Below are 26,328 nucleotides of genomic sequence, written 5' to 3'. Positions count from 1 at the left end.
TGCCCACCTACTGTTTGCGCGCACCATACCATTCCATTACCGCTTTTAACTCTGTAGAAAGAACCTTTTCCAAGGTTCTTTCAGCTTTTACTGCCAAATTTCGCTCCGAACCTGTAAGCCCAGCCGCTGCGCCGTGGACAAGTTTCGATCTGAGTTTATAAATTTTTCGCATTGTTTCACGCGTTTCCTGCCGAGAAACCGCAGTTTTATTAAGCAAAAATGCACATCGATCAGCCAATTGCTCGGTAATTCCCAACGCATCATTTTGCTCTGAAATTGCAGCCTCAAGCCCAATGCAAGTTTTCATAAACCGCATATGCTCATCCTCATCTAGTTGAGCATCAAACGCCCATTCGAGCGACCGCCGAATAGATTTCACGTTATCTATAGCAACTGAATCACTGATTGCTTTAAACACTTTCCCCACGTAGCGTTGCAGCGACTCGGACTTAGTTTTAGTCCACTCATCATCTGTAAACGTGAGCTCCGATAAATATTTCGACAGGCCAAGCCCCAACTGGACTTTGCCTGCGGCGAGTGGTCTTGGCTTAACTGCTGCCCATGACGCGTCGTAAATAGGTGTTTGCTCTAGGCCGCCAACTAGCGAGAGTAATGCATTCTTCTTTTTGGGCGACCTTCGCACAAAACTGTACAAAGAAGCGATTTGTAATACCCACTTCACTTTGGTAATTGCATCCACAAAGGCACTATGCGTGCGCCCCGTGAACACGAAGCCAGTACCACGCACTCTCAAAACCACGCTAGTTTTTTCAACTATCTCGTCGATTAACAACGATCCACGAACAGGTTCTGTGTGTCTATATAGTATTACTGAGTCACTCAACTCGACATCTTCGTCGAGGGCAATCTGAGGCAATGGGAAGTGGAACCAATAATCGTTTGGAGCCGCTACAGCGTCGATTACTGCTTCTGCAAGGTCATCCAGAAATTCGCGGGTGTGAATATCTGGCAAAGAGCCCTCTAGCCTCTCATCACCCCGCACCTCCAAATAGCTCAAAATTATAACTGTATCAATATCCTCGGCCCGAAGCCAATTTGGATTTGATTTCAGAATTTCAGCTTTGAAGTCACCGTACTCGTCGTTCCAAACTGGCACTACCCCCTGAAGCAGAGTTGACTTAGAAAATGCATGGAGCAGCTTTTTTTTGGCAGCCGCACGCGCGGCCTTGTTAGACAGACTGTGCGACATTTTAGCGAGGTAATTGACTTGGCTGACGAGTAGCTACGCCAAGAATTTGTAAAACTCGCGCCATTTTTCGGAACTGAATTGTTCTGTCAAAATGGCGCAAGTTCTTGATTGTATTGGTAGGCCTCCCCGGAGTCGAACCGGGCACCAACGGATTATGAGTCCGCTGCTCTAACCAGGCATGAGCTAGAGGCCCGAAACTGGTACATCCGAAGACGCTAAAAACTCGCCACTTACGGTCACGGAGCGGCCGAAGTGGCGAGAGGATATTGTTTTAGCGTAGGTCCGTCAAGCCTCAGCCGCTATTGTTCTCGAGGAAGCTCTTCAGCTTGTCGGAGCGCGACGGGTGGCGCAGCTTGCGCAGCGCTTTCGCTTCGATCTGGCGGATGCGTTCGCGCGTGACGTCAAATTGCTTGCCGACTTCTTCCAGCGTGTGGTCGGTCGACATTTCGATGCCGAAGCGCATGCGCAGCACCTTCGCTTCGCGCGGCGTCAGCGAGTCGAGCACGTCCTTGACGACACCGCGCATCGAGGCGTGCAGCGCCGCGTCCGAAGGCGCCAGCGTGTTGTTGTCCTCGATAAAGTCGCCCAGATGCGAATCGTCGTCGTCACCGATCGGCGTTTCCATCGAGATCGGCTCTTTCGCGATCTTCATGATCTTCCGGATCTTATCTTCCGGCATTTCCATCTTGATCGCGAGGGTGGCCGGGTCCGGCTCGGCGCCCGTCTCCTGCAGGATCTGGCGCGAGATCCGGTTCATCTTGTTGATCGTTTCGATCATGTGCACCGGAATACGGATCGTGCGCGCCTGGTCCGCGATCGAGCGGGTAATGGCCTGGCGGATCCACCACGTCGCATACGTCGAAAATTTATAGCCGCGACGGTATTCGAACTTGTCCACCGCCTTCATCAGGCCGATGTTGCCTTCCTGGATCAGGTCGAGGAATTGCAGGCCGCGGTTCGTGTATTTCTTCGCGATCGAGATGACGAGACGCAGGTTAGCTTCCGTCATTTCGCGCTTGGCCTTGCGTGCCTTCATTTCACCAGCCGCCATCTGGCGGTTGATGTTGCGCAGGTCGGGCAGCGGCAGGACGACGCGGGCTTGCAGGTCGATCAGGCGTTGCTGCAGTTCCTTGATCGTCGGGATATTGCGGCCGAGGATCGCGCTGTACGCGTGGCCGGCGTTCACTTCGCCGTCGACCCAGTCGAGGTTCGTCTCGTTGCCCGGGAAGACCTTGATGAAGTGGGCACGCGGCATGCCGCAGCGGTTCACGGCCACGTCCAGGATCTGCTTCTCGATGTGGCGCACTTCGTCGACCTGGCCACGCAGGGTGTCGCACAGCTTTTCGACGACCTTGGCCGTGAAGCGGATGCCGAGCAGTTCGTTCGAGATCGCTTCCTGGGCCTTGACGTAGCCGTCGGAGTTATAGCCCTGCTTCTCGTAGGCCTTGCGCATCTTGTCGAACTGCTGTTCGATTTCGCGGAATTTGTCGAGGGCCGAGTTCTTCAGCTGTTCGAGCTGTTCGGCGGAATAGCCGGCCGCGCCGGAACCCGCGTTCGCCTCTTCTTCCTCTTCCTCTTCTTCCTCTTCCTCGTCTTCGTCCTCATCGTCGTCGGATTCGGTCGACGCCGGGGCAACGGCCGCCGGGGACGTCGATTCGTCTTCTTCCGGATCAACCATGCCGTCGACGATTTCGTCGATCTTGATCTCGTCCTGCTCGATGCGGCGGGCGGCGTCGATGATCTCGGCGATCGTCACCGGGCAGGCGGAGATTGCCTGGATCATGTCGCGCAGGCCGTCTTCGATGCGCTTGGCGATCTCGATCTCGCCTTCGCGGGTCAGCAGTTCGACCGAGCCCATCTCGCGCATGTACATGCGCACGGGGTCCGTCGTGCGGCCGAAATCGGAGTCGACGGTCGACAGCGCCGCTTCGGCGGCCGCCTCGGCTTCGTCGTCGCTGGTGACGGTGGCGACGTTATCGGACAGCAGCAGCGTTTCGGCATCGGGCGCGTGCTCGTACACGGCGATGCCCATGTCGTTGAACGTGCCGATGATGCCTTCGATCGCTTCCGGATCGACGATGTTGTCCGGCAGATGGTCGTTGATCTCGGAATACGTGAGGAAGCCGCGCTCCTTGCCCGACTTGATCAGGGCCTTGAGCTTCTGGCGGCGGATTTCCAGTTCCTCTTCGCTCGCTTCCGTGTCCGACGAGAACGCATCTTTCAGCAGCGCTTTTTCCTTGGCCTTGCGGTCCTTGGCCTTGGCCTTGTCGACCGCTTTCAGCTCGGCGCGCTCGACCGCGTTCAGGGCGGCGACTTCATCGTTTTCGGGCGTGAATTCCTTGGGCTTGCGGCCACGGCGGCCTGGCACCTTGACGGCCGGCAGCACGTAGCCCGACGTATCGATTGCGGCGAGGGCTTCCGCATCGGTCGTCTGGTTGACTGGGGCGACACCCGCAACGCGAGCTTCCGCCTTGTCTTGCGAATTGTCCACTTTAGCGGACATTCTGGTGGATTTGGTAGCCACTTTGGTTTCGGGTTTCTTGGTTGGCACAGGCGCTTTCGAAGTCACAACGACCACTTTACGATGGTTAAAGATAAAGTTTTGTTACCTTACATCACGCTGCAGGCACATACTGTTTGCCCCACTAACTGAAACACCTCGCCCGAATTGTCACGAAAAATCGTTTCAATGCTTGCAATAGTTAGCGTTTTATTATAGCACGCGCCCCTGTTCTTTCCAGTCAAGAACGGCGCCTTGGCAACCCTCCCCGATCAGGCGAATTTCGCAGGGGTGTCGTTCGCTGCCTCCCGGGCCAAGAGGTCCTGCTGAGCTGTGATTTCGCGATAGCGGGCACTCACCTGATCTGGGGTCAATCCGGAAGAAAACAACTGGTTCAACTCCTGTTTCAGCACGTCCATCTTGACTTGCCTCACTGCACTTGTCAGCCACACGCGGTCCCCGTCGATATCCGATTCGGGCTCGACCGCGATCGATGCGATCAGGTTGTCGTACTCCGAACTCGCTTCCTTCAATTGCTCGGACAACGCGGCAAACGTACCGTTCGGTCCCAACGCCTGCGCCATCGCCACGAGCTGGCGCAGGCGTTCGGCCTGCTCGGTGCCGAAGTGGTCGAAGGCGCGTAAAGCCGACTCGTCCAGGCCCAGGGCCAGCGCCGGATGCGAAACCAGGATGCGCGACATCTGCAATTCCAGGCCGACCGGTTCCGGACGCCCCTGGCGCGGCGGCGCTTTCCTGGCCACCGCAACCGGCTTGGACAATTCGAACAACGTTTCGATCTCCGCCGGCGTTGACTCCGTCAGGTTCGCCAGGCCGCGCACGATCTGCAGGCGCAGGGCCGACGGCGTCATCGCCTGCAGCAGCGGTTTCGCATCGAACTGGACGCGCGCCCGGCCTTCCGGCGTGTCGAGGTCGTGCTCCGTCGTAACCTCGCGCAACAGGAATTGCGACAGCGGCATCGCCTCGTTGATTTCCTGGGCGAAAGCGTCCGCGCCGAATTCGCGCACATAGCTGTCCGGATCATGCTCTTGCGGCAAGAACAGAAACCTGATCGTCTTGTTGTCCGTCACTTGTGGCAGACATGCTTCCAGTGCGCGGCGGGCGGCGCGGCGGCCGGCCTTGTCGCCGTCGAAGCTGAAGATGACGTTGTCCGTCTGGCGCAGCAGCTTTTGCACGTGGGTACTGGTACACGCCGTGCCGAGCGTCGCGACGGCTTGCGGGAAGCCGAGCTGGGCCAGCGCGACGACGTCCATATAACCTTCCGTCACCAGCACGTAGCCGGCGTCGCGGATCGCCTGGCGCGCCTCGAACAGGCCGTACAGTTCGTGCCCCTTCTGGAACAGCGGGGTTTCCGGCGAGTTCAGGTATTTGGGTTCGCCACCGTCCATCACGCGGCCGCCGAAGCCGATCACCTGTCCTTTCGTGTTCCGGATCGGGAACATGATCCGCTCACGAAAACGGTCGTACCGCTTCTTGTTGTTGCCATCTTCGTCCACCTTGTCGATGACGAGGCCGGATTCGACGAGCGCCAGCGCATCGTAGTCGCGGAAGACGGAACGCAGATTGTCCCAGCCGCCCGGTGCATAGCCGAGGCCGAAGCGGGCCGCCACTTCGCCCGTCAGGCCGCGGCCTTTCAGATAGGCGATGGCGTTCGGCGCCGTGCGCAGCTGGGCGCGGTAGAAGTCGCAGGCCTGGTTCAGCGCATCCGTCAGCGCCAGGGTCTGCGCCTGCTGGGCGGCGCGCTGGGCCGGGGGGATCTTGTCGTCCTCCTGGGGCACGATCATGCCCACACTTTGTGCGAGGTCCTTGACGGCGTCGACGAAACCCATGCCCGAGTATTCGATCATGAAGCCGATGGCGGTGCCGTGGGCGCCGCAGCCGAAGCAGTGATAGAACTGCTTGGTCGGGCTGACGGTGAAGCTGGGGGATTTTTCGTTGTGAAACGGACAGAGCCCCATGTAATTGGCGCCGCCCTTTTTCAGCTGCACGTAACGCCCCACCACGTCGACGATGTCAACGCGGTTGAGCAGATCGGTAATGAATGATTGCGGAATCACTTGATCTAACTAACAGTATTTGTCTCAGGTCAGACTATACCGCAGGGCTCGTTACAAGTTGATTTGCAACAATGCAACATGGCGTTGCCGCTCCGGTGCATCAAAACAGACACGGCCGTGGCGGCGATGCCGCAGCCGTGCCACCAGGCATCAGCCGCCTGCGAGGGCTTTCTTGACCTGTGCCGAGACGGCCGTCATGTCGGCGCGGCCGGCGAGTTTCGGTTTCAGGATGGCCATCACCTTGCCCATGTCCTGCGGACCGGCGGCGCCCGATGCGGCGACGGCGGCGGCCACTTCGGCGGCGACTTCCTCATCCGACAGGCCGGCCGGCATGTACGTCACCAGTACAGCAAGTTCGGCCTTCTCGATGTCGGCCAGATCCTGGCGACCGCCTGCCTCGAACTGGGTGATCGAATCCTTGCGCTGCTTGATCATCTTTTCGACGATGGCCACCACCTGCGCATCATTCAGCTCGATGCGTTCGTCCACTTCCTTGCGCTTGATCTCGGCGATCAAGAGGCGGACCGTGGCGAGGCGCTCGCTGTCCTTGGCGCGCATGGCGGTTTTCATGTCGTCGGTGATTTGGTCTTTCAAGCTCATGGAAACTCCGTTCGATAGGGGCAAAAGGCAAAACCCGCTGCGGCACAACCGGAGCGGGCTTCGTCGAATTCAGGCTTTGCAACGCCGGGACTGGCAGTGGCCGTCACCGGGGAAAGCGTGAATATAAATCAGTACAGCTTCTTCGGCAGTTGCTGGCTGCGGATGCGCTTGTAGTGACGCTTCACGGCAGCGGCCAGCTTGCGCTTGCGCTCTGCAGTCGGCTTCTCGTAGAACTCGCGTGCGCGCAGTTCGGTCAGCAGACCGGTTTTTTCGATAGTGCGCTTGAAGCGACGCATAGCGACTTCGAACGGCTCGTTTTCTTTAAGGCGGATAGTGGTCATGTAAAAATGAAACCGTTGGATTTAGGGAAGAACGAAATTCTAACAGCTTTTCAAGTTCTGTGCGAAGTTTTTCATCAGTGTGCAAAGTTGCTACACGGCTGCTTTTTCACTCGATCGCGCTGCCCGCCGCGACGCCAGACGCCCATGCCCACTGGAAGTTGTACCCGCCGAGCCAGCCCGTCACGTCGACCGTCTCGCCGATGAAATACAGGCCCGGGACATGGTTCGCCATCATCGTCTGCTGCGACAGTTCGCGCGTGTCGACGCCACCCAGGGTCACCTCGGCCTTTTTATAGCCTTCCGAGCCGGTCGGGACGATGGCCCAGCGGTTGATCGCATCGCCCAGCTTGCGCAATTTCGCATCGGCCATGTCGGGCAGGCGCGCATCCGGCATCAGGCCATTGCCGGTCAGCAGGCCTTCCGCCAGGCGCGTGGGCAGCCATTGCGACAAGATATTGCCCAGCTGCTTTTTCACCGACATCTTCATGCCGATCAGCTCTTCCGCCACATCCATTTCCGGCAGCAGATTCAGGACGATGGGCGTGCCCGGCTGCCAGTAGCTGGAGATTTGCAGGATGGCCGGGCCAGACAGGCCGCGGTGCGTAAACAATAAGTCTTCGCGGAAGTAGCCGTACTTCGCGTTCTTGCCCTTCTTCGATCCCGTCGTCACGTCCACTTCGAGCGCGATGCCGGCCAGCGGCACGAACGGTTGCCAGCTGGGGCCGTCGAACGTCAGCGGCACGAGGCCGGGGCGCGTCTCGACGATGTTCAAATCGAAGTGCTTCGCGATGCGGTAGCCGAGGTCGGTGGCGCCGATCTTCGGGATCGACAGGCCGCCCGTTGCGACAACGACATTGCTCGCGAGGATGGGCTCGCCATCCGTGTCGATGCGGAACCCTTCCGTACTCTTCGTGACGCCGGCCACCTTGCACGGCATGCGCCATTGCACGCCGCCCGCGTCGCATTCGGCCTTCAGCATGGCGATGATCTGTTCGGACGAGTCGTCGCAGAACAGTTGGCCGCGGTGTTTTTCGTGGTACGCGATGCGATGTTTTTTGACGAGCGCGAGGAAATCCTGCGGCGTGTAGCGCGACAGCGCGCTGCGGCAGAAGTGCGGATTCTCGGACAGGAAATTCTGCGGGCCGGCGTTGATGTTGGTGAAGTTGCAGCGCCCGCCGCCGGAGATGCGGATTTTTTCCGCCAGCTTGCCGGCGTGGTCGACCAGCAGGACGCGCTTGCCGCGCTGGGCCGCGGTGGCGGCGCACATCATGCCGGCGGCGCCGGCGCCGATGATCGCCACGTCGTAGTGTTTTGCCATGCCTTACTCGTTTGTCGCGCGCAAAAGGCGTGATTGTACGGGAAGGCGAACGGTTCAGACAGCCGAACGTAACGCTCGAGACAACTGCACGCACTGCGCCACCTGCGCCGCGATCGGCGGCGGCACAGGCTGTTCACCGCGCAGCGCACGCGCGATCCAGTCGGCGGTCGCCGCGGCGTCGCGGCCTTCCGGTGCGGGCGCCAGCTCGTCGGTCGGGGCATCGCGTTCGACCAGCAGCGTTTTCTGGCCGGCGTGGAACCAGTTGATTTCCTGGGCGCGGTTGGCGTTCGCCACCGTCTCCCCTTCCGTGCCGCGCATGAGGAAGGCGTCGCCGCGCGCGTGCGGGGCGGCCGTTGCGAAATACTCGGTCAGCATCGCCAGGTATTCCGGGTGCGTGTACGACACGAGACGCAACGCCGGGCCTTCGAACGGCTGCAGGATCTTGACGATCGTGTGCGTGGAATTGCGCACGCCGAGGATGCGGCGCAGCGCCAACTGGTGCGCCAGTTCCGGTGCCAATAACTCGATCGGCATGAAGCACGGGCGGCCGGCGGCGAAGGCGTCCAGCATGTCGGCCGTGGAGCCGCTCGGGCCAATGCCCATCTCGGCGAAGATCTCGGCCGTCGTCACGCGGCCCGGATCTTCCTGCACGCCGTGCACGAGCACCGGCACGCCCTCGCGCGCCAGCAGCAGGGCCAGCAGCGGCGTGAGGTTGGCCAGCTTGCGCGCGCCGTTGTAGCTGGGGATCAGCACGGGCGCGAAATCGCCGGGCGGCGCGGGCAGCGGCGCGAACGAGCTTTCCGCCGCGTCCATGAAGCCGGCGATTTCTTCGACGGATTCGCCCTTGATGCGCATCGCGAGCAGGATGCCGCCCAGTTCCAGGTCGGACACCCGCCCGTCGAGCATGGCGGCGTAGAGCAGTTTCGCATCCTCGCGCGACATGCTGCGCGCGCCTTTTACGCCGCGGCCGATCTCCTTGATGAAGCGGGCGGCCGGGAAGGGATTTGGGGAGGTGTTGGTCGTGTCCATGATGACAGGATACCATGCAACATTTTTGGGCAGGAGGATGCACGGTGTAAGATTTCAGGCTAGACTCAACGATCCCCTCTGGAATAAACACGATTGCCATGCTGATCACGCCCGATATCGAAAACACCAACGTCACCTCGTTCGCGACCATGCCGACGCCCAGCGAGCTGCATAAAAAGCTGCCGCTGACGGACAAGGCCTTCACCACCGTGATGAAGGGCCGCGAGACCCTGCGCAACATCCTCGACCGCAAGGACAAGCGCCTGTTCGTCGTCGTCGGCCCCTGCTCGATCCACGACCCGGTCGCGGGTCTCGACTATGCGCGCCGCCTGAAGGCGCTGCAGGCCGAGGTGGAAGACACGATGGTGCTCGTGATGCGCGTGTATTTCGAAAAGCCGCGCACCACGACCGGCTGGAAGGGCTATATCAACGATCCCTTCATGGACGACTCGTTCCGCGTGGACGTCGGCATGGAGCGCGCGCGCCAGTTCCTGCTCGACGTGTGCGAACTGGGCCTGCCGACGGCCACCGAGGCGCTCGACCCGATCTCGCCGCAATACCTGGGCGACCTGATCGCCTGGACCGCGATCGGCGCACGTACCACCGAATCGCAGACGCACCGCGAGATGTCGTCCGGCCTCTCCACGCCGGTCGGCTTCAAGAACGGCACCGACGGCGACGTCAGCATCGCCATCAACGCCGTGCTGTCCTCGTCCAGCCCGCACTCCTTCCTGGGCATCAACGGCCAGGGCGGCGTGTCGATCGTGCGCACGCGCGGCAACGCCTACGGCCACGTCGTGCTGCGCGGCGGCGGCGGCCGTCCGAACTACGACTCGGTCTCCGTCGCGATCGCCGCACAGGCCCTGACGAAAGCCGGCCTGCCCGCGAACCTCGTCGTCGACTGCTCGCACGCCAACAGCTACAAGAAGCCGGAACTGCAGCCGCTCGTCATGTCGGACGTGATCCAGCAGATCAGGCACGGCAACCAGTCGCTCGTCGGCGTGATGATCGAATCGAACATCGTCGGCGGCAGCCAGCCGATTCCGAGCGACCTGTCGCAGCTGAAGTACGGCTGCTCCGTCACCGACGGCTGCATCGCCTGGGACGACACCGAGGCCATGCTGCGCAACGCGCACCAGGAATTGCTGCAGCGGCCGTGATGCCCTGGCGGGCCAATGCAGGTACAATGGCAGATTGCGCGCCGCCCCGGCGCGCCGATCTTGTCTACCTCACACTGTTCCCTGCTTGCCCATGATTGTCCTCGGCGTCGAATCCTCCTGCGATGAAACCGGCCTGGCTCTGTACGACACGGAGCGCGGCCTGCTGTCCCACGCACTGCACTCGCAGGTCGCGATGCACGAGGAGTACGGCGGCGTGGTGCCGGAACTGGCGTCGCGCGACCACATCCGGCGCGCGCTGCCGTTGCTGGAACAAGTGCTCGTGCAGGCCGACCTGCCGATGGAGCGCATCGACGCCATCGCCTACACGCAGGGCCCCGGCCTCGCCGGTGCGCTGCTGGTCGGATCGTCCGTCGCCTGCAGCCTGGCGCTGGCGCTGGATAAGCCCGTGCTGGGCGTGCACCACCTGGAGGGTCACCTGCTGTCGCCGCTGCTCGCGACCGAGCGGCCGGAATTCCCGTTCGTCGCCCTCCTCGTCTCCGGCGGCCACACGCAGCTGATGCGCGTGGATGGCGTCGGCCGCTACACCCTACTGGGCGAGACGCTGGACGACGCGGCCGGCGAAGCCTTCGACAAATCGGCCAAGCTGCTGGGCCTCGGCTATCCGGGTGGCCCGGCCATTTCGCGCCTGGCGGAATTCGGCGATCCGGAAGCGTATAAACTGCCGCGCCCGATGCTGCACTCGAAAGACTTCAACTTCAGCTTCTCGGGCCTGAAAACGGCCGTGCTGACCGTCGTGAAGAACAATGCAGCGGACATCGCCAACGTCTGCGAGCAGGACAAGGCCAACATCGCGCGCGGCTTCGTCGATGCCATCGTCGACGTGCTGACGGCGAAATGCGTGCTGGCGCTGAAGCACACCGGATTGAAACGCCTCGTGATCGCGGGCGGCGTCGGCGCGAACCGCCAGCTGCGCGCGTCGCTCAACGAGGCCGCCGCGAAGAAGCGCTTCAAGGTCTACTACCCCGAACTCGAATTCTGCACGGACAACGGCGCGATGATCGCGTTCGCGGGCGCGCTGCGCCTGGAACGCAATCCGGACGCGGCCCAGCGCGACTACGCATTCAACGTGCGCCCGCGCTGGCCGCTGGACGAGATCGAGCCGGCGTAAAGCCTCTCAGGCGGCTTCCTTCGCCGGCCTCGCCTGCCGGTGATACAGGAACTCCAGCACTCGCGTCCGATACTCGTTGTAGAGCGCATCGTGCGCCAGCGCGACGCGTTCGCGCGGCCGCGCGAGGCGCACGTCCACGATCTCGCCGATGGTCGCGGCCGGGCCGTTGGTCATCATCACGATGCGGTCGGACAGCAGCACCGCCTCGTCCACGTCGTGCGTGACCATCACGACCGTGGACTGCGTCTGGGCGACGATGCGCAGCAACTCGTCCTGCAGATGGGCGCGGGTCAGCGCGTCGAGGGCGCCGAACGGCTCGTCCATCAACAACACTTTCGGTTCCATCGACAGCGCGCGGGCGATGCCGACCCGCTGCTTCATGCCGCCCGAGATTTCGCTGGGCCGCTTCTGCGCCGCATGCGTCAGGCCCACCAGCGCCAGCGCATCGGCCGTGCGGGCGCGCAGCTTGTCCTTCCCTTCGCGCGCGCCGAACACGCGCTCGACGGCCAGGTAGACGTTTTCGAAGCAGGTCAGCCATGGCAGCAGCGAATGGTTCTGGAACACCACCGCACGCTCCGGCGCCGGTCCGGCGATCTCGCGGCCGGCGCAGATCAGGACGCCCTCGGTGGCACGCGTCAGGCCCGCCAGCAGGTTCAGCAACGTGGACTTGCCGCAGCCGGAGTGGCCGATCAGCGTGATGAACTCGCCCCGCGCCACCTTCAGGTTGACGTCGGTGAGCGCATGGAAGCGGCCCTTGCGGGTGTCGAACAGCATCTCGACCTGTTGGACTTCGATGAATTTCTGTTCGCTCATGATCCACTCTCTTCGTAGGTGACGGCGCGGGCCAGTGCGACCAGCGCCTGCTCGAGTACCAGCCCGACCACGCCGATGACGACGATGGCGATGAGGATGTGCGGCACGTTCAGGTTGTTCCACTCGTCCCACACCCAGAAGCCGATGCCCACGCCGCCGGTCAGCATCTCGGCCGCGACGATGACGAGCCACGCCGTGCCGATCGCCAGGCGCACGCCGGTCAGCATGTACGGCAGCACCGCGGGCAGCAGGATCTTCGTGAAGACCTTCCACTCCGACAGGTTCAGCACCCTCGCCACGTTCATGTAGTCCTGCGGCACGCGCTGCACACCGACGGCCGTGTTGATGATCATCGGCCAGATCGAGCAGATGAAGATGGCCCAGATGGCGGCGGGATTCGCGGCCTTGAACACGAGCAGGCCGATGGGCAGCCAGGCCAGCGGCGACACGGGGCGCAGCAGGCTGACGATGGGATTGCACATCCCGGCCAGGAAGCGCGAGCGGCCGATCAGGAAGCCGAGCGGGATGCCCGCCGCCGCGGCGAGGCCGAAGCCCAGCGCCACCCGCTCGAGCGACGCGAGGATGTTCCAGCCGATGCCCTGGTCGTTCGGCCCGTTGCTGTAGAACGGGTCGGCGAACAGCTGGACGGCCGCCTCCCACGTGACGAGGGGCGACGGGAAGTTGCTGTTGTTCGCGGAGACGAGCTGCCACACCAGCACCAGCATGGCGAGACCCAGCACGGGCGGCAGCACCGCCAGCAACAGCGCGCGGCCGTTCGGGACGCGCAGCAGCAGGCCGCGCGGCAGGCGCACGGACGGTTTGACGCGCGGTTTCGATGTCGAATTCACGACGGTATCCATGATGTCCTCCGATCACACCTTGATCTTGAAAGCGGCGGCATACGCGGCCGGGTTCTTCCCGTCCCACACGACGCCGTCGATGAGCTTCGCGGACCGCATCGGCGACTTCGGCACGTCGGCCTTCGCCATGGCGGCCGCCTCGCGGTACAGCGCGACCTGGTTGACGCTCGATGCGACCGCCAGGTAGTCCGGATCGGACTTGAGCAGGCCCCAGCGGCGGTGCTGGGTCATGAACCACATGCCGTCCGACAGGTACGGGAAGTTGACCGTGCCGTCGTTGTAGAACTTCATGGTGTTCGGGTCGTCCCACGTCTTGCCCAGGCCGTTCTGGTAGCGGCCCAGGATGCGCTGGTTGATCACGTCCACCGAGGTGTTGACGTACGATTTGTCGGCGATCGTCTCGGCCATCTTGACCTTGTTGGACATGCTCGCATCGATCCAGCGGCTGGCTTCCAGCACGGCGGCCACCAGGGCGCGCGCCGTGTTCGGGTATTTCTTGACCCATTCGAGCGACGTGCCAAGGGTCTTTTCCGGATGGTCTTTCCAGATGTCCTGGGTGGTTGCGGCCGTGATGCCGACGCCGTCGACGATGGCGCGATGGTTCCACGGTTCGCCCACGCAGAAGCCGTCCATGTTCCCGACGCGCATGTTCGCCACCATCTGCGGCGGCGGCACCGTGATCACCTTGGCGTCCTTCATCGGGTTGATGCCGTAGCTGGCCAGCCAGTAGTACAGCCACATCGCGTGGGTGCCGGTCGGAAAGGTCTGGGCGAAGCTGTACTCGCGCTTGTCCTTGCTCATCACCTTCGCCAGCGACGGGCCGTCGACCGCACGGGCCTCGGCCAGCTTCTTCGACAGGCTGATGGCCTGGCCATTCTGGTTCAGGCTCATCAGCACCGCCATGTCCTTCTTCGGACCGCCGATCCCCATCTGCACGCCGTAGACCAGGCCGTACAGCACGTGGGCAGCGTCCAGTTCGCCGTTGACCAGCTTGTCGCGCACGCTGGCCCACGACGATTCCTTGCTGGGCACGATCTTGATGCCGTACTTCTTGTCGAAGCCCAGCACGGACGCCATCACCACGGAGGCGCAATCGGTCAGGGGAATGAAGCCGACCTTCACTTCGGTCTTCTCGGGCTTATCGGAGCCGGCGGCGAAGACCCCGCCGGAAACGAGTCCGGTGAGCGAGGCCGTGGCACCGGCGGCCAGCAGGCGGCGGCGGGTCAGATTGGTTGTATCGGTCATGTTGGTCCTTGTAGAAGGCAATCGAAAGAAGAGACAACGCTGCGGCGGCGGAGTGGCCAGCTCCGGCGCCCTCATAGTCAATACAGCAATTGCCATGCCAACAGTCGAAACGGTGCGTCGGCACCGCGGTTTTTGCGCCGCACCACGAAAAACGGGCGCACACACCGATTGCGTGCAGCGCCACGCGCGGGTATGCCAGCCTGCGGCGCATGCGCGTCCGGAACCGTGCGGCGTGCGCCGGCGTGGCGCATCGGCGCCTGTCACATCGTTGTCATCCCATCAAGATAGAGTTGCGCCCCGTTCCCACTACCACGGACCACGATCTTGAAACGCAACCACGCATTGCTCGCGGCCCTTGCTGCCGCCGGCCTCACAGGCTGCGGCGAGCCATCGACGCCCGCCAACGTCATCCCCGAAGGCACGACCGTCACCCTCGCTCTGCTCGAGACCACCGACATCCACTCGAACGTCCTGGGCTACAACTATTACTCGCTCGCCGACGACGCGACCCTGGGCCTCGACCGCACGTCCACGCTGATCCGGCAGGCGCGCGCGGAAAGCCCGAACAACCTGCTGTTCGACGACGGCGACGTCATCCAGGGCACCCTGCTGGCCGACCTGCAGGCCGTCACGGCGCCCGTGAAATGCGGAGAGACGCTGGCCGTGCACAAGGCGATGAACGCGCTGAAGTACGACGCGGGCGGCCTGGGCAACCACGAATTCAACTACGGCCTGCCGTTCCTCAGCCAGGTCACGAACACCGACTTCGGCATCCCGGGCGTGAGCAAGCCAGCCGGCACCTGCGGCGGTCCGAACTTCCCGCTCGTGCTGTCGAACGTGACCGCGGTCGCCACGAACAAGACGATCTACGAGCCGTACCGCATCCTCGCGCGCAACTTCACGGCGACGAAGCCGAACGGCGAGACGATGCCGGTCACCGTCAACGTGGGCGTGATGAGCTTCGTGCCGCCGCAGATCCTCGACTGGGACCAGAAGAACCTGGCCGGCAAGGTGGCCGTCGGCGGGTCCGTGGAAGCGGCGAAGCAGTACGTGCCGGAGATGCGCGGCAAGGGCGCGGACCTCGTCGTCGCGCTGTCGCACGGCGGCCTCGATACGAGCGCGTACAGCCCGAAGATGGAAAACCAGAGCTATCACCTGAGCACGACCGGCATCGACGCCCTGCTGATCGGCCACTCGCACCTCATCTTCCCGAAGGGGAAAGAGACGGGCGCCGCGGCGCTGGATCCGTCGTTCGCGGCGATCCCCGCATCGGCCAAGGTCGATGCGGTGAACGGCTTCGTCAACGGCGTGCCGACCGTGATGGCGCAGAGCTGGGGCCGGCGCCTGGGCATCGTCAAGCTGACGCTCGCGTACCAGGGCGGCAAGTGGGTGGTGCAGCCGGCGCAGACGACGGTCGAATCGCGCGGCTACAAGTACAAGGACGGCACGACCAGCGTGGCGGCCGACCCGGCCATCGCGGCCGCGGTGCAGACGGAACACCAGGCCACGATCGCGTATGCGAAGCAGCCGCTGGGCGTGTCGACGGACTTCGAAATGTCCTCGTACTTCGCGCTCGTCGGCGACGTGTCGGCCATCCAGCTCGTGAACCAGGCGCAGATCGACTATGTGAAGAACGCCATTGCGACCAGCACCGACGCGACGCTGTCGAGCTATAAAAACATCCCCGTGATCTCGTGCAGCGCGCCGTTCAAGGCGGGCCGCAACGGACCGTCCGACTTCACGGACGTGGCGCCGGGCGCGACGCCGGCGGCGCCGGTCGGCCTGCAAGTGCGCAACCCGGGCGACCTTTACCTGTACAGCAACAACAACCTGCAGGCCGTGAAGATCAAGGGGGCGGACCTGAAGAACTGGCTGGAGACGGCCGCGAAGCAGTTCGCGCGCATCGATCCGGCAGCGACCGCCGAGCAGGACCTCGTCCCGTCGTACGGCACGATCTACAACTACGATGTGTTCTATGCCGAGAACAACGCGCTGCAGTACCAGATCGACGTGACGAAGCCGGCCGGCAGCCGCATCGTCGACCTGACGTACCTCGGCAGGCCGGTGGCGGACACGGACGACTTCATCGTCGCCACCAACGACTACCGCGCGGGCGGCGGCGGCAACTTCCCCGGCATCGACGGCAGCAAGACGATCATCAAGTCGCCGGATGCGAACCAGGCCGTCGTCGGCAATTACCTGCAGAAGATCGGCGCGGCCACCGGCAAGGTCACCCTGGCCGCGAACGGCGGTGCGCGCAGCTGGCGCTTCGTCAAGACGGCGACCGCCGGCCCCGTGATCCTGCGTTCGGCGCCGGGTCACCTGGCGCTGGCGCAGGCCGCGGGTCTCGCCGGCGTCACGGCCGAGGGCGGGCTGGACGCGAGCGGCTTCGCGAAGTATGCGATCGACCTGTCGAAGTAAGCCGGCATGAACCTGCGACTTGCGTGCGCGCTGCTGTTCGTTTTGCTCGCCGGCTGTGGGCGCGCCCCGCTGCCGGCCGAGATCGAGGCCGTGTCGATGGCCGCGTCCCAGCGCGGCGATGACGCCGCCGAGCAGCGCCTGCGGGCCTGGGCCGCCGATGGCATGCCGGTGGCCGAGCGCGAGCTCGCGCTGCTGTACCGGAAGCGCCATCGCGACGACCAGGCGCGCGCCCTGTTCCTGCGCGCGGCGCGCCAGGGCGATGCGGAAGCCGCCCATCAACTCGGGGAACTGGAACGCGACCGCCCAGGTACGAACGCCCAGGCTGCGCAGTGGTACCGCCAGGCCGCGCAGCAAGGGCACCCGAAAGCCGCGCTGAGGCTCGCGCTACTGTTGAAGAACGGCGACGGCATCCCGGCGGACAAAACGGCCGCCGCGCACTGGCTCGGCGTGGCCGCGCAGGAGGGCGATGCGCATGCGATGTTCCTGTTGTCGAACGCGTACGCGAACGGCGACGGCGTGCCGGCCGATCCACGCCGCGCGCGCGAGCTGCTGGAACGCGCGGCCGACCGCGAGTACCCGGCCGCGATCCAGGAACTGGCGCTCGTCAAGCAGACGGGCGACGACCTCACGCCGAAGGATGCCGCGGAGGCGGACCAGCTGCTGAAAGAAGGCGCGGAACACCGGCGCAGCAACGCGCACCGTTTCTGATTCGGGTGAACTTGTAACCTTGACATCGATCCTACCGTGTGACCGTCATTCTCCAAAGAATGGCAAACTCTGGCAGTTGAGTTTTACGGAGGTATCGAATGCGCGTGGTTAGCTGGAATATTCACTGGGGCTGTGGGAGGGACGGGCGCATCCGGATCCACGCAATCATCGATGTGCTGCGCAAGCTGAATCCCGACGTGATCTGCCTGCAGGAAGTGGCCGCCAACCATCCCGAACTGGAGGGCAGCGCCAGCGCGAGCCAGTTCAAGCAACTGGCCGGCGCGTTCGGCGGGTACCACATGATCGAGCAGGCGCCGAGCGAAATCTACCGGAACAACCTGCCCCGCCAGTTCGGCAATCTCCTGCTGTCCAAATTCCGCATCACCCAGGCGCAGCGCCACATGCTGCCCTGGCCCGTCGATCCGGAACACCCGGCCGGCATGCCGCGCGGGATGATCGAAACCGTGCTGGAGGCGCCCGGCGGCAAGCTGCGCGTGCTGACGACCCACCTCGAATACTATTCGCCCATGCAGCGCCGCGCGCAGATCGCCCGCATCCGCGAACTGCACGAGGAAGCGTGCGCCCGCGCCGCCGTCTACCAGCCGGACCCCGCGCTCGAGCCGCCGTTCCAGCTCGGCTTCCGGCCCGGCACGGCGATCTACTGCGGCGATTTCAATTTTGGTCCGGATTCGGAAGACTACCGCGCCCTGCTGGCACCCGCGTCGAGCGGTGCGCTGGGCCTCGTCGACGCATGGCGCGTGCACCACGGCGACATCCCGCGCGCCCCGACGGCGGGCTTGCACGGCTTCAAATGGCCGGAAAAGCCCGGCTGCTACGATTATTTCTTCGTCACGGAAGACCTGGCGGGGCGCGTGTCCGACATGAGCGTGCAGTCCGAGACGTCGGCCTCGGACCACCAGCCCATCGTGCTCGATCTGAACTGAGAACCGCTCAGGCGGCCGGTTCCTCGTCCTGCTCGAGCTCCTCGTCCTGCTGCGCGATCTGGCGCAGCGCCTGCTCGAACACCTCGGGCGGCTGGCCGCCGGAGATCAGGTGGCGCTGGTTGATCACGATCGCCGGCACCGAGCGGATCCCGGCACGCTGCCAGTAGTACTCGAGCTGGCGCACCTCGTCCGCATACGCGTTCGACGCCAGCACCTGGCCTGCGGCCTCCACGTCGAGGCCGACCTCGCCCGCCGCGCGCAGCAGCACGTCGTGCGCGCCCGGGTTCTCGCCCAGCGTGAAATACGCCTCGAACAGCTTTTCCTTCAGCGCCTGCTGACGGCCCTGGCCTTCCGCCCAGTGCAGCAGGCGGTGCGCGTCGAAGGTGTTGTAGATGCGGCCGCGTTTGCTCATGTCGAACGTGAAGCCGACGGCCTCGCCGCGCTGGCGGATCATCTCGCGCGACTGTTCCTGCTGGGCGGGCGTGGAGCCGTACTTCTCGGTGATGTGTTCGAAGATGTCCTGGCCTTCCGGCCCCATCCCCGGGTTCAGCTCGAAGGGCTGGAAATGCATGTCGACCGTAATGTCGCCGCCCACCCGCTCCAGTGCCTGTTCGAGCGATTTCAGCCCGATCGCGCACCACGGGCACGACACATCCGACACGAAATCGATTCTCATCTGCTTGCTCACGTTTCACCGCCTTTCATATTGTATTCACTGACGCTACATCGTTGTTGCAGCGGATGGCATATGGTGACACATCGAACGAAAGGGAGCAGCGCGCCAAACAAATTCGGTAATTCGGTAATTCGGGGTCAGAGCACATTTCCCGCCAAATTCGGGGTCAGAGCACTTTTTGGAAACATGTCGCTGCGACAGCATCCTCACGAGCGACGGCCGCGTGCGCGTTGCGAATGCCGTGGTAGCAGGGGCGCAGCCAAGTCGTCGCACGGGGGAACCGTACCCAGGAGCTATTGTCACGAAATGTGCTCTGACCCCGAATTTTGGAAAAAATGGGGTCTGACCCCGAATCGGGGCAATAAAAAGGGGCCTGCGTGGCTCCAGTGCTTATTTTTTCTTGACGGCCGGTCTGGTGGTCGCGGCGCCCTTGGACTTGCTGCCGATCTTCGATTCCTTGCCGGCCATGAGATTGCCGATATTGCTGCTGTGGCGGTAGAGAAGCAGCAGGCTCATCGCGATGACAGCGAACAGTTTTTCATCCGCGCCGAACAGCAGGCCGTAGTAGAACGGCGCGAAGATCGCGGCCACCAGCGCGGCCAGCGACGAGTAGCGGAACGCGTACGCGACGACGAGCCACGTGACCAGCGTCGCCAGGCCGAGCCAGACGTTCAGGCCCAGCAGCACGCCCAGCGCGGTCGCCACGCCCTTGCCGCCGACGAAGCGGAAGAACACGGGCCACAGATGGCCCAGGAAGACCGCGATGGCGACCAGCGCCACGCCGCCGTCCTCGACGCCGAAGCGCTCGCCGAACTGGACCGCGAGCCACACGGCCAGCCAGCCCTTGGCGCAGTCGCCGACGAGCGTCGCGATGGCGGCCTTCTTGCTGCCCGAACGCAGGACGTTGGTGGCGCCCGGGTTCTTCGAGCCATAGGTGCGCGGGTCGGCCAGGCCGAACAGGCGGCTCGCGACGACGGCGAAGGAAATCGAGCCGATCAAATAGGCTGCGATGGTGAACAGAATTGTGTACATGAGTCTCTTTTCTTCATCCACGGCCAGGAATCTGGCGCGCGTGAAATATACACCATCGGCCGAGCCCAGCGATAGTCAGTCGGCCAGCGCGCAGTGCACGGGCCGGGCTTTCAGCACGTCCACCAGCACGGCCGGCGCGATCCCGACCAGGAAACCGCGCCGTCCGCCATTGATATAGATCTTGTCCAGCTGCAGGATGCTTTCCTCGACATAGACCGGCATCGCCTTGCGCACGCCGAACGGCGACGTGCCGCCGACCAGGTAGCCGGAATGGCGCTGGGCGACGTCCGGCTTGCACGGCTCGACGGATTTGCAGGGGATGGCGCGGGCCAGGTTCTTCGTCGAGACCTTGCAGTCGCCATGCATCAGCACGATCAGCGGCTTGGCCGCCTCGTCCTGCATCACGAGGGTTTTCACGACGGCGTGCTCTTCCACGCCCAGCTCGCGCGACGACACGGCCGTACCGCCGTGTTCCTCGTATTCATAGGGATGCTCCGTGAAGGCGACCCCATGCTTGCGCAGGAACTGTGTCGCCGGGGTTTCGGAGATATGCTCTTTCTTGGCCATGCGTGTTACGCTAAATGCAAACGGAGGAGTTGCTTATTATGCAGCAAGAGATTCGCTTTGCCACCTTCAACGTGTGTAACCTCGCCACGCCGGGCGCCAGGCTGTACGACAACCTGGAGCCGAGTACCCCCGAGGAATACGAAGCGAAGATCGCCTGGACCGCGCACCAGATCGACATGCTCGGCGCCGACGTGATCGGCTTCCAGGAAGTGTTCTCCCAGGCCGCGCTGGCCGAGGCGCTGTCGCGCACGCGGCGCTTCCGCGACGCCGTCCACGTCGGCTTCGATCCCGATCCGGACGCCGAGAAGCTCACACCCAGCGTCGCCCTCGCCTCCCGCCTGCCCCTCGCGGACGCCCCGCGCCAGCTCCCCTATTTCCCGCCCGGGATCGCGATGCCGCCCGGCAACCGAGATCCCGAACGTTTTACCCGCGCCCCGCTGCACGCGGCGATCCAGCTGACGCCGGATCTCGTCGCCGACGTGGTGGTCGTGCATTTGAAATCGCGCCGTCCCGACTACCGCGCGGGCGACACGGGCGACGACCCGCAGCTGTACGCGCTGGCGTCGCTGCGCTCGCTGATCCGGCGCGGCACGGAAGCGGCCGCGCTGCGCGTGCTGCTGACCGACATCGGCCGCACGCACCACCGTCCGCGCGTCGTGCTGGGCGACTTCAACGACGTGGCCGACGCGGTCACGACCGGCATCGTGCTGGGCCTCGGCGCGCCCAGCGGCGACCGTTTATATGATGCCTGCCAGCTGCAGGGCCGCCGGGACCATCTGCGGCACGTCGGTTTTTCCAACGTACATGATGGGTACCATTCCACGATCGACCACATCCTCGTGTCGGCGGAATTCAATGCGGCGTTGCCCGGGGCGCTGGGCGAGGTCATCGACGTCGTGTACCTGAATGATCACCTCGATCTCGGGTTGCCGGAGGCGTCCGACCACGGGCAGGTGTTGGCGCGGCTGCGGCTGTTCGAGCGACCCGGCACGCCGGACGGGGACGGTTGACGCCCACCCGTCGTCCCCGCGCAGGCGGGGACCCAATTTTTCATGCGTCGCGATAACGCTAGCAAACTTGGATCCCCGCCTGCGCGGGGATGACGTTGTTTAAGTATCGGGCGCCGCCACCGTCTCCACGCCCGCCCCGGATTTTTCGCAGTTCAGCGTCCCTTTTGCACCGCTCGTCGCATTCCGATAGCGGTTCGTCATCGACAAACCTACCATGCCGTCATGCGCTGGGAGCTCCATCCTGCCTGGCAGGACGGAGCACGTGCGCTCTCCATTCCGCTCGCGCTTGTCACCACATAAAGAACAACCATGAAGATCGAGTCCCTGCCTTTGTCCGCCGACCAGCCCGCCAAGAAGACGGCGCCGCGCCGCCGCGCCAGGGTCATAGCGCTGTCGCTGCTCGCCGTCGCGCTGGCGGGCGCCGGCGCGTATGCGCTGACCCACCGCGCCGCGGCCCCCGCGCCGACGGCCGCGCCGGCACCGGCGCCGGCGCCCGCGCACGAGCTGTCGGTGCGCGACATCGCCCGCATCGAGGCGCGTCCGCTGGCCGTCACGTTGCCCGTCACGGGCACCTTGACACCGCTGTCGCAGGCCACCGTCAAGTCGAAGGTGTCGGGCATCGTGCTGTCGACCGCCGTGCAGGAAGGCATGGACGTCACGGCCGGCCAGGTGATCGCGCGGCTCGATCCCGCCGAGGCGCGCGCCCGCGTGGCGCAGCAGCAGGCGATGCTGGCCGACGCGCAGGCACGCCTGACGATGGCGAAGAAAAACATGAGCAACAGCGCATCGCTGCTGAAGCAGAATTTCATTGCGCAAAACGCATACGACACGTCCGCGAACGCCGTCGACCTGGCGCAGGCCGCCGTCGATTCCGCGCGCGCGCAGCTGGACCTCGCGCGCATCGCGCTGGCCGATACGACGATCCACGCGCCGCTCTCGGGCGTCGTGAGCAAGCGCCACGCGCAGGCCGGCGAAAAGCTGGCGCCGGACAGCCCCGTGTTCTCGATCGTCGACCTGAAGCACCTGACGCTCGACGCCCAGGTGCCCGCGTCCGACATCCCCCGCATCCAGGTCGGCCAGGACGTGCAGTTCAAGGTCAACGGCTTCGACGGCCGCAACTTCACGGGCAAGGTCGCGCGCATCAATCCAGCCACCGAGACGGGCTCGCGCGCCATGATCGTGTACGTGGACGTGGCGAATCCCGACGGCGTGCTGCGCGCCGGCATGTTCGCCAAGGGGACCATCGTCACCGACAAGTCGAACGCGCATCCGCTGCTGCCGATCGGCGCCGTCCGCCAGGACAACGGCCGCGACGTCGTCTACCGTATCGCCGACGGCAAGGTCGTCGCGCAGCCCGTGAAGCTGGGCCTGCGCAACCAGGACGAAGGCGTCGTCGAAGCGCTGGAAGGCGTCGACGCCGGCATGACGGTGCTGGCCGTGCCGCTGGACGGCATCAAGCCGGGCAGCAAGGTCAAACTGCCGGACGCGAAAGGCTGAGCCATGTGGATCACCCGTACCAGTATCAAATACCCCGTCTTCGCCACGATGGTGATGGTGGGCCTGATGGTGCTCGGCCTGTTCGCGTACCGCGGTCTCGGCGTCGAGAGCATGCCGAACGTCGAGATCCCGGCCGTCTTCATCGAGACCGCGTATCCCGGCGCCTCGCCCGAGCAGGTCGAGAATGACGTGACGCGCCCGCTCGAGGAAGCGGCGAACACCGTCGGCGGCATCAAGACGATCCGCAGCACGTCGTGGGAAGGCCGCTCGGGCGTCGGCATCGAATTCCAGCTGACGGTCGACATGGACCGCGCCGTGCAGGACCTGCGCGACCGCATCAGCACCGTCCGCGGCGGCTTCCCGCGCGAGGTGAAGGAACCCATCGTGTACCGCGAGGAAGGCGAGAACACGCAGCCCGTGGTCCTGCTGGCGCTGACGTCGAAGGAGCGCAGCCTGCGCGACCTGACGATGCTGACGGACCAGGTGATCGTCAAGCGCCTGCAGGCCGTGGCCGGCGTGGGCCAGATCCGCGTCAACGGCAAGCAGGACCGCCAGGTGCTGATCGACATCCGCCCCGACCAGCTGAAGAGCCTCAACGTCGGCATCGACGAGGTGATGAACGCGATCACGACGACCAACGCCAACCTGCCGGCCGGCCGCATCAGCCGCGGCGCGCGCGAGAATCTCGTGCGCATCGAGGGCAAGATGAAGGAGGCGGCCGACTTCCGGCGCATCGTCGTCGCCAACCGCACGGGCGGCCCGATCTACCTGAGCCAGGTGGCCGACATTTCCGACGGCGCCGCCGAGGAACAATCGATCTCGCGCGTGAACGGCGAGCGTTCCATCACGCTGGAGATCGCGAAGATCCAGGACGCCAACACGGTGCAGGTGGGCACCGGCGTCAAGGCCGCCATCGAGGCGATGAAGACGACGCTGCCGAAGGATGTGCAGTTCCGCATCCTGGACGACAAGGCGAAGAACGTGCAGGGCCAGCTCGACAACGTCAAGGACACCATCCTCGAAGGTGCGCTGCTGACCATGGTGATCGTGTTCTTCTTCCTGCACTCGTGGCGCAGCACCATCATCACGGGCCTGACCCTGCCGATCTCGGTGCTGGCCAGCTTCATCGCGATGAAGTACTTCGGCTTCACGCTGAACTTCCTCACCTTGATGGCGCTGTCGCTGTGCATCGGCCTGCTGATCGACGACGCCATCGTCGTGCGCGAAAACATCGTGCGCCACCTCGGCATGGGCAAGAACCACGTGCGCGCCGCGGAAGACGGCACCAACGAGATCGGCGTCGCGGTGATGGCGACGACCTTCGCCATCGTCGCCGTGTTCGTGCCGATCGCGTTCATGAAGGGCATCATCGGCCGGTTCTTCCTGCAGTTCGGGATCACCGTCGCCGTGGCCGTGCTGGTGTCGCTGTTCGTCAGCTTCACGCTCGACCCGATGCTGTCGTCCGTGTGGCCCGACCCCGTGAAGGGCCGCTTCAAGTACATGCCGTGGCTGGGCCGCCTGATGGCGCGCATCGAGCACGGCATCGAATGGCTGCACGACGTCTACGCGAAGGTGCTGGCGCTGGCGCTGGACTGGCGTAAATCCACGCTGCTGCTCGCGGTCGTCCTGTTCGCGGCCAGCCTGATGCTGGTGCCGAAGATCGGCGGCGAATTCGTGCCGCAGGTCGACGACGGCTACATCCACATGCGCCTGAAGACGCCGATCGGCTCCAGCCTGGACTACTCGGATGCGAAACTGCGCCAGGCCGAGGCGGCGCTGGCCGAGTTCAAGGAAATCGAAAGCGTCTCGACCATCGTCGGTTCGTGGGAAGGCCGCAATTACTCGGAAGTGCACCTGAAGCTGACGGACGTGCACAAGACGCACCGCCGCTCGCAGCAGGAGATGGAAAAAGTCATCCGCGAACGCCTGGAGAAAATCGCCGGCATCTCGCTGACGGTGGGCCAGCGCCCGATCTACATCGCGATCCTCGGCAATGACGAGGCGAAGCTGGACGCCGTGGCCCACACGCTGATGGACAAGATGCGCAAGATCCGCGGCATCGCCGACATCGAGTACAGCCAGGAAGGCGCGAACCCGGCCACCATCGTCAAGATCAACCACGAGCTGGCGTCCGACCTCGGGCTCACCGTGCAGCAGATCGGCACGGCGCTGCGTCCGTTCGTCGCCGGCGACCAGACCAACCGCTGGCTCGCGCCGGATGGCCAGAACTACGAAGTCAACGTGCAGCTGCCGAAGTCGGGCCGCGAAAAGGTCGCCGACCTGGCCGACCTGTCGGTGGCATCGAGCAAGCGTGACGCGATGGGCAACCCGGTCATGGTCCCGCTACGCCAGGTCGTGCAATTCATCCCGTCGACGAGCCCGCAGATGCTCAAGCGCCAGGCCCTGCAGCGCCGCGTGGCGGTCTTCGCCGGCCTCGAAGGCCGTCCGCTGGGCGACGTGATGGGCGACGTGAACAAGGAAATGAAAGCCATGCAGCTGCCGGACGGCGTGCGCTTCGACGTCGGCGGCGACGCCCAGCAGATGGACGAGACGATGGCCGGCTTCGGCGTCGCCCTGGGCATCGCCGTGATCTTCATCTACCTCGTGCTGGCCTCGCAGTTCGGCAGCTTCCTGCAGCCGATCGCGATCATGGTGTCGCTGCCGCTGTCGCTGATCGGCGTGCTGATCGCGCTGCTCATCACGAAGACGACGCTGAACATCTTTTCCATCATCGGTGTCGTGATGCTGATGGGTCTCGTGACGAAGAACGCGATCCTGCTGGTGGACTTCGCCAACCACGGCCAGCGCGAAGGCCGGTCACAGTTCGACGCGTTGATGGAAGCGGGCCAGGTGCGCCTGCGTCCGATCCTGATGACGACGCTCGCGATGATCTTCGGCATGCTGCCGATGGCGATCGGCACGGGCGAAGGCGGAGAGACGCAGGCGCCGATGGGACGTGCGGTGATCGGGGGCGTGATCACGTCGACGCTGCTCACCCTGGTCGTCGTGCCCGTGGCGTACACCTATCTCGACAGCCTGGGCAAGCGGGTGGCGGCGTGGTTCAGGAAGGGGCACGAAGAAGATACGGCTACGGAACAAACCGCATGACGTCGTCCTCGCGAAAGCGGGGACCCATACAGAGCTTCAGGAATCGCACGAGACGCTTTAAGCAAGCTCGGCATGGGTTCCCGCG

At 64.0% G+C, this 26,328-nt stretch carries 21 protein-coding genes and 1 tRNA gene; 8 read left to right on the top strand and 14 right to left on the bottom strand.

The features are described from left to right. Positions 1-7: 7 nt before the first annotated feature. The 8 genes from ACEN9H_RS02640 to ybiB all read right to left on the bottom strand — a co-directional run bounded on the left by ACEN9H_RS02640 (position 8) and on the right by ybiB (position 9,073). Positions 8-1,210: a hypothetical protein gene (locus tag ACEN9H_RS02640; RefSeq protein ID WP_413673672.1), complete on the bottom strand. Its 1,203-nt coding sequence runs from the start codon at positions 1,208-1,210 to the stop codon at positions 8-10. 114 nt (positions 1,211-1,324) lie between these two features. Next, positions 1,325-1,403: transfer RNA gene (locus tag ACEN9H_RS02635), tRNA-Ile, on the bottom strand. Positions 1,404-1,502: 99 nt separating this feature from the next. Then, positions 1,503-3,713, bottom strand: a complete 2,211-nt coding sequence (rpoD, locus tag ACEN9H_RS02630; protein ID WP_413673671.1) for an RNA polymerase sigma factor RpoD — start codon at positions 3,711-3,713, stop codon at positions 1,503-1,505. A gap of 269 nt (positions 3,714-3,982) precedes the next feature. Next, positions 3,983-5,785 (bottom strand): DNA primase, encoded by a 1,803-nt coding sequence (dnaG, locus tag ACEN9H_RS02625; RefSeq protein WP_371769000.1) that lies wholly within the window; start codon positions 5,783-5,785, stop codon positions 3,983-3,985. Positions 5,786-5,935: 150 nt separating this feature from the next. After that, positions 5,936-6,385 carry a GatB/YqeY domain-containing protein gene (locus ACEN9H_RS02620; protein ID WP_413673670.1) on the bottom strand — a complete coding sequence of 150 codons (450 nt, stop codon included), beginning with the start codon at positions 6,383-6,385 and terminating at the stop codon, positions 5,936-5,938. Positions 6,386-6,513: 128 nt separating this feature from the next. Beyond that, the gene (gene rpsU / locus ACEN9H_RS02615) at positions 6,514-6,726 is read right to left on the bottom strand and encodes a 30S ribosomal protein S21 (RefSeq protein WP_005665410.1); all 213 of its coding nucleotides are present in this window, start codon (positions 6,724-6,726) and stop codon (positions 6,514-6,516) included. A gap of 106 nt (positions 6,727-6,832) precedes the next feature. Continuing rightward, positions 6,833-8,044 (bottom strand): NAD(P)/FAD-dependent oxidoreductase, encoded by a 1,212-nt coding sequence (locus tag ACEN9H_RS02610; protein WP_413673669.1) that lies wholly within the window; start codon positions 8,042-8,044, stop codon positions 6,833-6,835. A gap of 54 nt (positions 8,045-8,098) precedes the next feature. Then, positions 8,099-9,073, bottom strand: a complete 975-nt coding sequence (gene ybiB / locus ACEN9H_RS02605; protein ID WP_413673668.1) for a DNA-binding protein YbiB — start codon at positions 9,071-9,073, stop codon at positions 8,099-8,101. 98 nt (positions 9,074-9,171) lie between these two features. Between ybiB and ACEN9H_RS02600 the strand changes: the two genes are divergently transcribed. After that, positions 9,172-10,233 (top strand): 3-deoxy-7-phosphoheptulonate synthase, encoded by a 1,062-nt coding sequence (locus ACEN9H_RS02600; protein ID WP_160409378.1) that lies wholly within the window; start codon positions 9,172-9,174, stop codon positions 10,231-10,233. A gap of 91 nt (positions 10,234-10,324) precedes the next feature. After that, complete coding sequence (gene tsaD / locus ACEN9H_RS02595; RefSeq protein WP_413673667.1) at positions 10,325-11,362, top strand: tRNA (adenosine(37)-N6)-threonylcarbamoyltransferase complex transferase subunit TsaD; 1,038 nt, start codon at positions 10,325-10,327, stop codon at positions 11,360-11,362. A gap of 6 nt (positions 11,363-11,368) precedes the next feature. Here tsaD and ACEN9H_RS02590 read toward each other — a convergent pair whose 3' ends face one another. The 3 genes from ACEN9H_RS02590 to ACEN9H_RS02580 are packed head-to-tail and all read right to left on the bottom strand — an operon-like array spanning position 11,369 to position 14,280. After that, positions 11,369-12,175 (bottom strand): ABC transporter ATP-binding protein, encoded by an 807-nt coding sequence (locus tag ACEN9H_RS02590; RefSeq protein ID WP_413673666.1) that lies wholly within the window; start codon positions 12,173-12,175, stop codon positions 11,369-11,371. Continuing rightward, positions 12,172-13,035 carry a nitrate ABC transporter permease gene (gene ntrB, locus ACEN9H_RS02585; protein WP_413673665.1) on the bottom strand — a complete coding sequence of 288 codons (864 nt, stop codon included), beginning with the start codon at positions 13,033-13,035 and terminating at the stop codon, positions 12,172-12,174. Before ntrB ends, ACEN9H_RS02590 begins: the two co-directional genes overlap by 4 nt. Before the next feature lie 12 nt (positions 13,036-13,047). After that, positions 13,048-14,280 (bottom strand): CmpA/NrtA family ABC transporter substrate-binding protein, encoded by a 1,233-nt coding sequence (locus ACEN9H_RS02580; RefSeq protein WP_413673664.1) that lies wholly within the window; start codon positions 14,278-14,280, stop codon positions 13,048-13,050. Between the two features lie 321 nt (positions 14,281-14,601). On the opposite strand from ACEN9H_RS02580, the gene ACEN9H_RS02575 reads away from it, so the two are divergent. The 3 genes from ACEN9H_RS02575 (at position 14,602) to ACEN9H_RS02565 (ending at position 18,353) form a co-directional block, all read left to right on the top strand. Further along, positions 14,602-16,701 carry a bifunctional 2',3'-cyclic-nucleotide 2'-phosphodiesterase/3'-nucleotidase gene (locus ACEN9H_RS02575; protein ID WP_413675546.1) on the top strand — a complete coding sequence of 700 codons (2,100 nt, stop codon included), beginning with the start codon at positions 14,602-14,604 and terminating at the stop codon, positions 16,699-16,701. A gap of 6 nt (positions 16,702-16,707) precedes the next feature. Continuing rightward, positions 16,708-17,409 carry a tetratricopeptide repeat protein gene (locus tag ACEN9H_RS02570; protein ID WP_413673663.1) on the top strand — a complete coding sequence of 234 codons (702 nt, stop codon included), beginning with the start codon at positions 16,708-16,710 and terminating at the stop codon, positions 17,407-17,409. A gap of 98 nt (positions 17,410-17,507) precedes the next feature. Further along, a complete protein-coding gene (locus ACEN9H_RS02565; RefSeq protein WP_413673662.1) occupies positions 17,508-18,353 on the top strand; it encodes an endonuclease/exonuclease/phosphatase family protein in 846 nt (281 codons plus the stop codon). 7 nt (positions 18,354-18,360) lie between these two features. Here ACEN9H_RS02565 and ACEN9H_RS02560 read toward each other — a convergent pair whose 3' ends face one another. From ACEN9H_RS02560 to ybaK, 3 genes are all read right to left on the bottom strand, one after another. Next, entirely contained in the window at positions 18,361-19,029 is a 669-nt protein-coding gene (locus ACEN9H_RS02560) for a DsbA family oxidoreductase (RefSeq protein ID WP_413673661.1), read from the bottom strand. Positions 19,030-19,419: 390 nt separating this feature from the next. After that, the gene (gene plsY / locus ACEN9H_RS02555; protein WP_413673660.1) at positions 19,420-20,061 is read right to left on the bottom strand and encodes a glycerol-3-phosphate 1-O-acyltransferase PlsY; all 642 of its coding nucleotides are present in this window, start codon (positions 20,059-20,061) and stop codon (positions 19,420-19,422) included. 75 nt (positions 20,062-20,136) lie between these two features. Further along, positions 20,137-20,628, bottom strand: coding sequence for a Cys-tRNA(Pro) deacylase (ybaK, locus tag ACEN9H_RS02550; RefSeq protein WP_371767016.1), 492 nt, complete (start codon positions 20,626-20,628; stop codon positions 20,137-20,139). Between the two features lie 38 nt (positions 20,629-20,666). Here ybaK and ACEN9H_RS02545 point away from each other — a divergent pair, with 38 nt between their 5' ends. The 3 genes from ACEN9H_RS02545 to ACEN9H_RS02535 all read left to right on the top strand — a co-directional run bounded on the left by ACEN9H_RS02545 (position 20,667) and on the right by ACEN9H_RS02535 (position 26,243). Further along, positions 20,667-21,638 (top strand): endonuclease/exonuclease/phosphatase family protein, encoded by a 972-nt coding sequence (locus tag ACEN9H_RS02545; RefSeq protein WP_413673659.1) that lies wholly within the window; start codon positions 20,667-20,669, stop codon positions 21,636-21,638. Between the two features lie 309 nt (positions 21,639-21,947). Further along, positions 21,948-23,135 carry an efflux RND transporter periplasmic adaptor subunit gene (locus ACEN9H_RS02540; RefSeq protein WP_413673658.1) on the top strand — a complete coding sequence of 396 codons (1,188 nt, stop codon included), beginning with the start codon at positions 21,948-21,950 and terminating at the stop codon, positions 23,133-23,135. A 3-nt stretch (positions 23,136-23,138) separates the two neighbouring features. Then, positions 23,139-26,243, top strand: coding sequence for an efflux RND transporter permease subunit (locus tag ACEN9H_RS02535; protein WP_413673657.1), 3,105 nt, complete (start codon positions 23,139-23,141; stop codon positions 26,241-26,243). Positions 26,244-26,328: the final 85 nt, after the last annotated feature.

The sequence above is a fragment of the Massilia cellulosiltytica genome, from assembly GCF_047325105.1.
Taxonomy (GTDB): Bacteria; Pseudomonadota; Gammaproteobacteria; order Burkholderiales; family Burkholderiaceae_D; genus Telluria; species Telluria orientalis.
Note: the sequence above shows the minus strand (reverse complement) of the source record. Positions and strands in the feature narration are given on the sequence as shown.

Coding starts and splice junctions, on each gene's coding strand:
- ACEN9H_RS02640 (WP_413673672.1), bottom strand. CDS start 1,210: ATGTCGCACAGTCTGTCTAACAAGGCCGCGCGTGCGGCTGCCAAAAAA.
- rpoD (WP_413673671.1), bottom strand. CDS start 3,713: ATGTCCGCTAAAGTGGACAATTCGCAAGACAAGGCGGAAGCTCGCGTT.
- ACEN9H_RS02620 (WP_413673670.1), bottom strand. CDS start 6,385: ATGAGCTTGAAAGACCAAATCACCGACGACATGAAAACCGCCATGCGC.
- rpsU (WP_005665410.1), bottom strand. CDS start 6,726: ATGACCACTATCCGCCTTAAAGAAAACGAGCCGTTCGAAGTCGCTATG.
- ACEN9H_RS02610 (WP_413673669.1), bottom strand. CDS start 8,044: ATGGCAAAACACTACGACGTGGCGATCATCGGCGCCGGCGCCGCCGGC.
- ybiB (WP_413673668.1), bottom strand. CDS start 9,073: ATGGACACGACCAACACCTCCCCAAATCCCTTCCCGGCCGCCCGCTTC.
- ACEN9H_RS02600 (WP_160409378.1), top strand. CDS start 9,172: ATGCTGATCACGCCCGATATCGAAAACACCAACGTCACCTCGTTCGCG.
- tsaD (WP_413673667.1), top strand. CDS start 10,325: ATGATTGTCCTCGGCGTCGAATCCTCCTGCGATGAAACCGGCCTGGCT.
- ACEN9H_RS02590 (WP_413673666.1), bottom strand. CDS start 12,175: ATGAGCGAACAGAAATTCATCGAAGTCCAACAGGTCGAGATGCTGTTC.
- ntrB (WP_413673665.1), bottom strand. CDS start 13,035: ATGGATACCGTCGTGAATTCGACATCGAAACCGCGCGTCAAACCGTCC.
- ACEN9H_RS02580 (WP_413673664.1), bottom strand. CDS start 14,280: ATGACCGATACAACCAATCTGACCCGCCGCCGCCTGCTGGCCGCCGGT.
- ACEN9H_RS02570 (WP_413673663.1), top strand. CDS start 16,708: ATGAACCTGCGACTTGCGTGCGCGCTGCTGTTCGTTTTGCTCGCCGGC.
- ACEN9H_RS02565 (WP_413673662.1), top strand. CDS start 17,508: ATGCGCGTGGTTAGCTGGAATATTCACTGGGGCTGTGGGAGGGACGGG.
- ACEN9H_RS02560 (WP_413673661.1), bottom strand. CDS start 19,029: ATGAGAATCGATTTCGTGTCGGATGTGTCGTGCCCGTGGTGCGCGATC.
- plsY (WP_413673660.1), bottom strand. CDS start 20,061: ATGTACACAATTCTGTTCACCATCGCAGCCTATTTGATCGGCTCGATT.
- ybaK (WP_371767016.1), bottom strand. CDS start 20,628: ATGGCCAAGAAAGAGCATATCTCCGAAACCCCGGCGACACAGTTCCTG.
- ACEN9H_RS02545 (WP_413673659.1), top strand. CDS start 20,667: ATGCAGCAAGAGATTCGCTTTGCCACCTTCAACGTGTGTAACCTCGCC.
- ACEN9H_RS02540 (WP_413673658.1), top strand. CDS start 21,948: ATGAAGATCGAGTCCCTGCCTTTGTCCGCCGACCAGCCCGCCAAGAAG.
- ACEN9H_RS02535 (WP_413673657.1), top strand. CDS start 23,139: ATGTGGATCACCCGTACCAGTATCAAATACCCCGTCTTCGCCACGATG.